We start from the raw sequence: 7,875 nt of genomic DNA on the forward strand, positions 1-7,875 counted from the left end.
CGATGCAAGCTACCCTGTTTCTTCTTCAAGCACGAGGCATCGACAGCCGCTGTGGGATGCCGCTTAAACGCATCTTCCGCTCTGGATGGCATCGAACGCGCCTCGACCATTTGGGTCGAAATGCCTCATCGGCCGCAATGTACCGCAGATCACCGCAATTTTCAGCCTCTCGTTTCAGTTTACGTATATTTTGCCTTGCGTGCATGTAGCAGCGCACCGCCGACAGCTGAATGACCGGGTTGGAGTGGAAAGCGCACAGGCAGCTTTGATCTACGAAGCGAGCAAGGGAGACGTTGACGCATTCCCGTGCTGCAAGCATTCTTCGCCTATGCGGCAAATGCTCCTTTCGATCGCGTTCGTATCTAGCTCGGCGCTCGGCCAGATGATCCCTGCCGACCCGGAACCATCTAATCTGGCCTATCGCCTTGAATATGCCACGCGAGAAGCTGACGCGCACCACGACTGCCCCTCTCCCCGCGGTAATCACTATGCTGCGGATTTCAAACGACGGTACGGAGAACGAATACGCCGCCTCAAGGAAGTTCACCTCACTCGTTCAGGCGTCGACCCGGATTTTTTAGTCTTATCCTCTTGCCGGAGGTTCATTAGGTCTGTGTCTGAACGCGACGCTCGTCATCGCCAGGCCATGGCTGATTTTGAGGTGACGTTACGTGGATTAGAGAAAGAGTTCGGGGGATACTGAAGATAATCAAGGAGCAGGTCAGGCACGGACTTTGCTGTAGCCTTCAAGGGCTGTAGTTGGGCGATAGCGGACGTTAAGAAGAATTCTGTAATACAGTGAAGCACCTCACAGGGATGTAACTATATCAGCCTCACTTCGTAGCAGCAGAGAGGTTTCTTCGGCACTGGATAAGGATGATATTGTATAATTTCTAAGACGCGTTGTTATGCCAGAATACAACCTCAGCGAGAATGTCACTCAGTGACATTTACTTTCCGCAATCGTAATTGGCTTCATCAAAAAGTTCCGTTGGTAGTTGCCGCGGAACTCACGAGCCCAGACCTGACCATTTCGGCGGTAGAGTACTCTGCAAATGTCCTTACCGACGCAAAGGCGATTGCCGACGATGCGATAGAGAAGCTGGGAGTTCGCGAGGTTTGAATACAAGAAGTATCTACCATCAGTCGTGAATACCTCAGCCCATCGTTCGCCGCATGACTCAAACCGCCTATTTCGGACAAACTCGCGGATCTCTTGTCCCGTGAGAGCAGTTTTCTTGACTACTTCCGCTGGACTGATGCCTGCACCAGCGCTTTCTACACTTAGGAGCAAGCTAAAGCTAATGATGCCGATCACTCTCAACATGGGGGAAAGGCCCTTTGATGTCCAAGTACGATAACATTAAGATCGAGATCATTGAACTCAGCTGCACGCGGCCCCTCGGGATCGACCGATTGCAGCGTGGCGAGCGCTTCTTCAGGACGCCCGAGCCGACGGAGGGTTGTTGCCGTTTCCAGAACGACCGCGAGCAAGCCGGAGTGGCTCGCCGCCAAATCGCGCAGAGTAGCGAGGAAGCGCTCCGTTTCGGCGCGCGGATTGAAACCGGCCGGCACGAGAGGGCGCAGGCGGGGATCAAGGCTCGTGGAGACCAGCGTTGTCGGGACTTTAATTCGCGATACCAGAGCCGTCGCCTCCTCAGTCTTGCCTTCATCGACTAGGATACCGGCGAGCTCAGACTTATAATTATCTCCGAAGGCCAGCAGCTCGACCGGCTCAAATCCCGGCGCGGTCAGAACCACAAGCATCCTACGCCGCAGCGGCGCTTCATCCTTTAGCTGGCCGTACAGGTAGCCAAGCCAACGAAAAGACAGCTGGTTGAGCGCCGTAGGCGCTTGCACCGCCATCTCCTCGAGTGTGACAACCACATCCTCGTTTCGCTTGCGTTCGCCGGCGATCCCAAGCCTTTATCGCCAGACATCTGAAACGTCGCCGAACGCCTTTGTAGCGTGCACTGACAACTCATATGCTGCGTCGTAGCTCTTGGCTTGAACAGCGCAGAAGGCTGCTATGAAGAAGATGTAGCCACGCTGCCGCTCTGGCATCGCGTCAAAATCGTCCCGGCTCATTACACGCTGGATGGCTAGCTTACCCCTCGTGCAATGATCCGGCTGCGCGATCGCATCGATAATTGCAAGGTCCGGGTCAACGGCCTCCGGCTGGGCGGAAGCCATTCCTACAACCGCCATTGCCCAGCCGCCGCTAACGAGGCCGCTGCCACCTTCCAACAGTGATTGATGTACCCCCACTTTCCAGCTGAAGTTGGATCGGAAGCAATTACAAGGCAATGCAGCTTGTTACACTCGACCGCGAAAGGACATTTGATGGTGAAAGCGGGCGGCAGCGGCGTGCCTTAATGGCTTGATGACGCTCTCAGATTGTCTGAACGAAGGGATATCTAATCCTTGCCGGCCCTGCGAACCAGCTCGGGGCTGGCAACCAGCATATGTATGAACGGCAGGTCTCGAGAGGGCACGTGGCGAGTTGGAACGACGGCTAAGTTGGCGTGAGCGGTTCGGCTGGTTTCGACCGGAATGGGTGGAGAGCTGTCGTCGGTCTATCGTCGCGTTTTGGTTTAGAAACGCGGCCTTAAGGCAGTCCCTCTAAGCGAGAGGAGTATGCTGAGACGAGGATCATGCAAGCCAACAACTTTCTTTCGCTCCCATTGCTCATCTTGCTTGGGGCATGCGGCTCGGCATCGGCGTCAGCGCCGGACAGCTCAAACCATGCACATTGCATGGCTGCTTTAAGCATCGCCCGGCAGATCGCAGTTGATGACAAGAACCCAAAGCTGGCATTGCAGATAACCGGCCGAAGTATCTATGAAGGGCGTCTGCTTGAAAAAGCCGGATCATTCGACTCCGCACAGGTGGAAGCGGCATCCTTCCTCAAGGAAGTGGGAGGTGACTGGAAAGTATTAGGTCCTATCCTTGAGTCCTGCAGTGAACGACAGGATGCAGAGCCCGAATTCCAGCGGCTAAATGAGAGCGGTCAGTTGATGGCCGCTGCGAAAGCTGTGGAGCCAATGTGCCAGAACAAGGCAAACTGCCGGTAACCTTCGAAACAGCGGCTCGGAAGGTTATTGCACCCTTCCTATGTCCGACATTGGGGCGGCAGCGCCCCTGCCGGATGGCTCGGTCTGAATCGGCGGCTTATCCGGTATGTGGCCTAAAAGCAGCTCGACCGGACACGCCAACATCTCCGTCACAGGTTCGATACAAACCATACGACAAAAGCTGCCACGCCCATGAAGGCAAGCATAAGCGCAAGACGCACGAAGAGCGGATCTCTCGGCGCGACATCCTGGGGCCACGGCAGCGTCAGCGCTCGCAGCGGCGCAACGAATGCGGCGGTCGCACCTGCAACCCGTAACCAATCCAGTGCGACCCACCACCGCGCCATGGCGATCGACTGCGCGTCGGTGATCGTATCCTTCGACGAGTGCATGCCATGGTAGTAGAGCGCTGCGTTCATCGGCCAGAACGCCACCACGGTTAGGATGAGCAGCAGCAGGATGCCGATCGATGGAAGGCACAGCATCCAGCGATATCTCCATGGCGTACGCAAGCCGGCGGCGAGCGCACCAAACCCGGCGATCAGCATCGCCGCGGAAAACGGGATGAAGAACACGCCGGTATCGACCGGCCATGCCTTGCCGTAAGGCATCATCGCTAGCGAAGCGGGAGGGTTGGCGCCCCAAGCGCCCGCGAGTACTAGCAGATCGAACAGTTTTGCACCGAGCAGCGGCCCGCCCACCAGAACTGCGAGCCAAAGGAAGGCTCGCGTGACCTTTTGCCGACCTGCCATGTGTTGCCCCCGACGCCGCAATCAATGTCCGGTATCGGTGAATGATCTATCGGATCCGGCCGATCGGCAAGCCACCCAGAAGACGCCCAGGGCGGTCGGCCAGACCAGCGCCAACACCGGACGTAGATGAGCTCGCCTGCGTTTCTTTCCTGGCCCTCACGGCCAACGGAGAAACACCATGGGACACTCAGATTTCGATCCTGCCATTCACGAGCGGCGGCCCTGGAATGCGGGCCGGAACGTCGGCGCTAAGCGGCCTCTTAGACCTACAGACATTTGGGCCATCCGCTTCTTCCTTGACGAGCAAAAGCGTCTGCGAGATCGCGCGTCGTTCGATCTTGCAATCGACAGCAAACTACGCGGCTGCGACCTTGTAAAGATCAAGATCGGCGACGTGGTGAGCGGTGGTCACGTCCGAAAATCGCTGCACCGTCATTCAGCAGAAGACCAGCAGACCGGTGCAGTTCGAGATCATGACAGAGGCTCGGAAGAGCCTTGAATTATGGTTTGCCCGCCGCGGAGGAACGATCCTCGACTTCGCCTTTCCAAGCCGGATCGACTACCTTGGCCACCTCAGCACGCGGCAGTACGCACGCCTGGTTGATGAGTGGGTTTCGACGGTCGGCCTCGACAAGCGAGAATACGGAACCCATTCCATGCGCAGGACCAAAGCATCAATGATCTACAAGGCAACCGGTAAACTGCGTGCAGTGCAGATCCGGTTGGGGCACACCAACATTGAAAACACCGTGAGGTACCTTGGTGTAGACGTGGATGATGCCCTCACAGTTTCCGAACGTACAGACATCTGATCCCTGTCAGCCCCGCGAATTAGCGTTGGGCTGGCAACTAGCGCATGTATGGCGACTAGCGCATGTATAAACAGTAGGTTCACGAGGGCGCCTCGACAGCCAAAACAACCTTTCGTCGACGGCTGCTACCGCAACTGACTGTCTTTGCTGACGCGGCGGTATTTGTGAGTGTACCCCCGTCTTATCCCGTGCCCCCTGGCACGATACGCAGGTGCGAACACCCGGCAGCGCTTCTCGCCGACGAACTGGGATCACCTCGCCACACTCTTCACAATGCTCGAGTCCTTCGCCGGCGGGCATCCGTGCGCGAGCTCCACGAACCGCATCGTTCACGGTGTCGTCAATCTGATCTTGCACTGCTCCGTCGCGCGACCATCCACCGACCAAATCAGCATCCTCAGGTCTTCTGGGATGAGACGCGGTAACGCGAGCGGTTTGGTTCAATGCTTCGTCGAGCCACCGAGCACGTCCCGCGTATTAAACGTAAATCAACGGCAGCTTACAGGTTGCCCTATGCGCGCGCTGGGCGACCGCTTTGTCGGCGACTGCCGTCGTGGGCGCAGAATGCAGCGACTGCGACGGCGGGTGCGTCAATTCGCCGGCTTATCTTCCGTGTTTTGACCGAATGCGATCCGCCATTCCGTGTTCTTACGTGTGATTACAAAGCTTGGCCGGCTGTCGACTTTGACCGCCTGATTGGGGCCAAGCCAGGCATGGCTGCGCGTTGTCACCAAGACGACATCTGGCGCCAGCCGCCTGGCTCGCTCGATCGTCAGCGAAATACGGCTGCTCGCGAAGAAAGGGTCGGTGTGGAGTTTTACATGGTAATCACGGATTGCTGTACCGCCCTCGATCAATTCGCCGCCACGGTGGATGAAGGCGCTATCCGGCCAGAATACTGCATCGAAGTTGATCAGCTGGTGCGTGTTCCAAGCAGCTTGAAAAGCCGAAACCAACGGTTCAGCGATTGTCGCCGCTGCGGGATCAATCAAAGGCTTTTCCGAAGTCATCGGTGGCCTGGCAGCGTGGCTAGGTCTCGCCATGCCCGCACCGGCGAAGGCGCTCAATAGCGCTAGGACGAAGGCATGAGTTGAGCGACGCACATCAGTCTCCTACCGCAAAATCGCGCTGCCTTCGAAAGGCGCTGATTGGCACGTTACATGGCAATGACTCGGTTTTGAAGCGGCTGAAAAGGCGACCGCTTTCGAGGCGCCGGATACGCGCTCTGATCGGCGGCTTCGTCGGCAGATTCAGATGTTCGCGATGAGCATGCATATTAGTACCGTGCGCGGTCAGGCACCGGTTTTACTCGTCTCACGCCGCGGCCGGATAGCGCTCGAGCCATGGCGCTATCGCTCTGGTGGAGCTTGTCGAGCCAGTCCAGCGCGCTACTACCTTGCCAAACTGCGTTCACATCCATCCCAGCAGCAGCAAGGCGGTCGAGCCACTCAATCGGTAGCTGGTCGCCAGATCCATTCGATCCAAAGCGTCCCGCAACGAGCAGGACAACGAGCGGCCTGCCGTCCTCCTCTGTGCCGCTCACTGAGGCGCCGGCTTCAAGCAAAAGACCTAACGCGCGAAATTGAGCGGCCATGAGTTGAGCGTTGTGGTCCGTATGTCCGCGCAGCGGACGTTGCGCGGTCGCCACGAGGATTTGCAAGGCCGTGCTTGGTGGCGATCCCGTCCGATGGCCGATGCGGGTGCTCCAAGTCGCGGGGCTGTTGGGATCAGCGCCGCCATCGAGCAACAGGGAAACGATCTGATCAGTCGTCTCGCTGCCGCTCTGTACGGCGGAGCCGAGCGGCGAGTGCCGTGAACCCGGCCCCACGCTTACCGGTGCCTTCATTGCAATGGCTTCGCGGAGTAGGGCTACATTACCCTTGCTTGCGGCTATGTCGAGCATAGCTCTCTTCGCCTCGGCGCCGCTCTCGCTCAGAGCAGCGATCATGTCCGACGAGCCATTCTCGCGAGCTCTCACCAGCAATCGTGCTATTGCCGGCTCATCGTGCTCCTCGCGAAGCATTCGCCTAACTAAAGCCACATGATTGCCCGCGACGGCCGCTTCCATCAAGGGTTGTGGCCAGGGTCGAATGCGCGCCTCGACTTCGGGACGTAGCATCAGAGCGACAATATCGTCGCGTCCGAGTTGCAGCGCGATTTTGAGCGGCACCGTGTGTGCGAAGCCACGCACCGGTGCACATCCGCTCATCGGATCGGCCCCACGTGCGATGAGCCTCCCCGCAGCCTCGGTACGCCCCTGGATTGCCGCCCAGGCGAGCGGGGTAAGGCCGAAATCATCAGCGCGATCGAGTGTCGAGCGATCGGCCTTAGCGATCCATCGCGACATTGCTTGCGGAGCACCTCGCCTCACGGCTTCCGCCAGTGTTCGCGGTTTGTCGGATTCGATCAGGCGCCCCGCGGTCAACAGGCCCGGTTCAAGCAAGCTTCCCCGATGAGCGTTATCTTTGTTTCCAAGATTGCCCATGCAAAGATCGGCATAGGGAAACCGGCCGTCAGCTACGATTGCGCGGTTATAGGCCGCCGCGTAGGGGTGCCAGCGTTGCTCGATCTCGCACCCGTTAGGCGTTGAAGCGCAAGCAGCGATCACGTCGCTGTAGCCTTTCACCGCCAAGGTCAGCGGCGATCGCATCGTCGACGGATGCATGTCGGGAAAGCGACATGACAATCCGATCGGTGAGGTTCCGCCCATCGAACTCGACCAGATCAATCGGAAATCGCCGACCTCGGTTGCATGACGTGCGTCCTTCAAGGGATCGCCAGGTCCCTCCGCAAGACTCCGCTCGATCCGCTGATAGGCCGCGATCTGAGCCGGAGCTTGCGCGCGAACGGCCTCGTCCTCGTAGCGCAGGCACCCGTTCCAATATGCTCGCCGGGCACGGGCTTGTGCCGTCATGACCTCCGCGGACGGCTGAGCCGCAGCGCCGATCCAGGCCGAGCCGACAATGCCGGCAGCCACGACCATGCTCAAGACGATCGCTGTCAGTCTTCCCATTGGCGCATCATGCATTCGACTTATTACTGCATGCTTGCCGCTGACGCGAAGTGGTCAACCCGGCTGCGCGCCCACAATACCGAGTGAGCCACGTTGCTGAACATGGTGTAATCGCGGGGCGCGCTGCCACACAGCACGATCGGTGCTGATGCAGGTGGTTGTTCCCCGGTATGATGAAGAACGGGCTCTCGATTGGTGACCGGGCCCAGCATCAGCGGAGAACA

Annotated in this window: 7 protein-coding genes and 2 pseudogenes; 2 read left to right on the top strand and 7 right to left on the bottom strand. The window is 58.4% G+C overall.

Annotated features, from left to right (window positions below; translation table 11 throughout):
• Nucleotides 1-1,320: 1,320 nt before the first annotated feature.
• Together GV044_RS20645 and GV044_RS20650 are read right to left on the bottom strand one after the other, a co-directional pair.
• On the bottom strand, nucleotides 1,321-1,887 hold the full coding sequence (locus GV044_RS20645; protein ID WP_159874357.1) for a hypothetical protein: 567 nt from the start codon (nucleotides 1,885-1,887) through the stop codon (nucleotides 1,321-1,323).
• A gap of 39 nt (nucleotides 1,888-1,926) precedes the next feature.
• Entirely contained in the window at nucleotides 1,927-2,193 is a 267-nt protein-coding gene (locus tag GV044_RS20650; RefSeq protein ID WP_159874358.1) for a hypothetical protein, read from the bottom strand.
• 461 nt (nucleotides 2,194-2,654) lie between these two features.
• Here GV044_RS20650 and GV044_RS20655 point away from each other — a divergent pair, with 461 nt between their 5' ends.
• Complete coding sequence (locus GV044_RS20655) at nucleotides 2,655-3,074, top strand: hypothetical protein (protein WP_159874359.1); 420 nt, start codon at nucleotides 2,655-2,657, stop codon at nucleotides 3,072-3,074.
• A gap of 149 nt (nucleotides 3,075-3,223) precedes the next feature.
• Here GV044_RS20655 and GV044_RS20660 read toward each other — a convergent pair whose 3' ends face one another.
• Nucleotides 3,224-3,826, bottom strand: a complete 603-nt coding sequence (locus GV044_RS20660; RefSeq protein WP_159874360.1) for a DUF1772 domain-containing protein — start codon at nucleotides 3,824-3,826, stop codon at nucleotides 3,224-3,226.
• Between the two features lie 178 nt (nucleotides 3,827-4,004).
• Between GV044_RS20660 and GV044_RS20665 the strand changes: the two are divergent.
• Nucleotides 4,005-4,638, top strand: a pseudogene (locus GV044_RS20665) (tyrosine-type recombinase/integrase).
• A 125-nt stretch (nucleotides 4,639-4,763) separates the two neighbouring features.
• Here the strand turns inward: GV044_RS20665 and GV044_RS20670 are convergent.
• The 4 genes and pseudogenes from GV044_RS20670 to GV044_RS22475 all read right to left on the bottom strand — a co-directional run.
• A pseudogene (locus GV044_RS20670) lies at nucleotides 4,764-5,025 on the bottom strand (DksA/TraR family C4-type zinc finger protein).
• 203 nt (nucleotides 5,026-5,228) lie between these two features.
• Nucleotides 5,229-5,648 carry an SgcJ/EcaC family oxidoreductase gene (locus GV044_RS20675; protein WP_159874361.1) on the bottom strand — a complete coding sequence of 140 codons (420 nt, stop codon included), beginning with the start codon at nucleotides 5,646-5,648 and terminating at the stop codon, nucleotides 5,229-5,231.
• A 266-nt stretch (nucleotides 5,649-5,914) separates the two neighbouring features.
• Nucleotides 5,915-7,627, bottom strand: a complete 1,713-nt coding sequence (locus tag GV044_RS20680; protein WP_159874362.1) for an ankyrin repeat domain-containing protein — start codon at nucleotides 7,625-7,627, stop codon at nucleotides 5,915-5,917.
• Nucleotides 7,628-7,674: 47 nt separating this feature from the next.
• On the bottom strand, nucleotides 7,675-7,875 hold a 201-nt coding region (locus GV044_RS22475), incomplete at its 5' end, for a hypothetical protein (RefSeq protein ID WP_236555151.1).

This window comes from Novosphingobium sp. 9U, assembly GCF_902506425.1.
In the GTDB taxonomy this organism is placed as follows: domain Bacteria; phylum Pseudomonadota; class Alphaproteobacteria; order Sphingomonadales; family Sphingomonadaceae; genus Novosphingobium.

Coding starts and splice junctions, on each gene's coding strand:
- GV044_RS20650 (WP_159874358.1), bottom strand. CDS start 2,193: ATGGCTTCCGCCCAGCCGGAGGCCGTTGACCCGGACCTTGCAATTATC.
- GV044_RS20655 (WP_159874359.1), top strand. CDS start 2,655: ATGCAAGCCAACAACTTTCTTTCGCTCCCATTGCTCATCTTGCTTGGG.
- GV044_RS20660 (WP_159874360.1), bottom strand. CDS start 3,826: ATGGCAGGTCGGCAAAAGGTCACGCGAGCCTTCCTTTGGCTCGCAGTT.
- GV044_RS20675 (WP_159874361.1), bottom strand. CDS start 5,648: ATGACTTCGGAAAAGCCTTTGATTGATCCCGCAGCGGCGACAATCGCT.